1 protein-coding gene is annotated in these 632 nt (G+C 66.3%); it reads right to left on the bottom strand.

Going from position 1 to position 632, the window contains the following annotated elements; all coding sequences use genetic code 11:
- On the bottom strand, window positions 1-632 hold a 632-nt coding region (locus DIE06_RS37950; protein ID WP_185733590.1), incomplete at both ends, for an acyl-CoA dehydrogenase family protein.

The raw sequence follows: 632 nt of genomic DNA, 5'->3' as shown, positions 1-632 counted from the left end.
CCCAAGGTCCAGCTGTCGGCGAGCGGGGTGTCGGGGCTGATTCCCATCGCGCCGAACACCTGCATCGCGCGATCGCACACGGCCGTATGCACAGTCGGCACGAGCGCCTTGATCATCGAGATTTCCTTGCGCGCGGCCTTCGCGCCGACCTTGTCGATCATCCACGCAGTCTTCAGCACGAGCAGGCGCGCCTGATCGATCTCGATGCGCGAGCGCGCGATCCATTCGCCGACCGTGCCGTGCTTGTTCAGCGGCTTGCCGAACGCGACGCGCGATTGCGCGCGGTCGATCATCAGTTCCAGCGCCAACTCCGCCGCCCCGATCGAGCGCATGCAGTGATGGATCCGGCCAGGCCCGAGGCGCGCCTGCGCGAGCGCGAAGCCGCTGCCTTCCTCGCCAAGCAGGTTGCGCGCCGGCACTCGCACGTTGTCGAACGTGATCTCGCAGTGCCCTTCCGGCGCGTAGTGATTGACCACCGTGATGTTGCGCACGATCGTCACGCCCGGCGTGTCGCGCGGCACGAGGATCATGCTCTGCTGCTGGTGCGACGCGGCCTCGGGATCGGTCTTGCCCATCACGATGAAGATCTTGCAGTTCGGATGCGCGGCGTTCGTGATGAACCACTTGCGGCC

Origin of the sequence: Burkholderia sp. Bp8998 (genome assembly GCF_003854235.1) — a bacterium.
Taxonomy (GTDB): domain Bacteria; phylum Pseudomonadota; class Gammaproteobacteria; order Burkholderiales; family Burkholderiaceae; genus Burkholderia.
The sequence above is the reverse complement of the archived record's forward strand: the minus strand, read 5'-3'. Positions and strand labels throughout refer to the sequence as shown.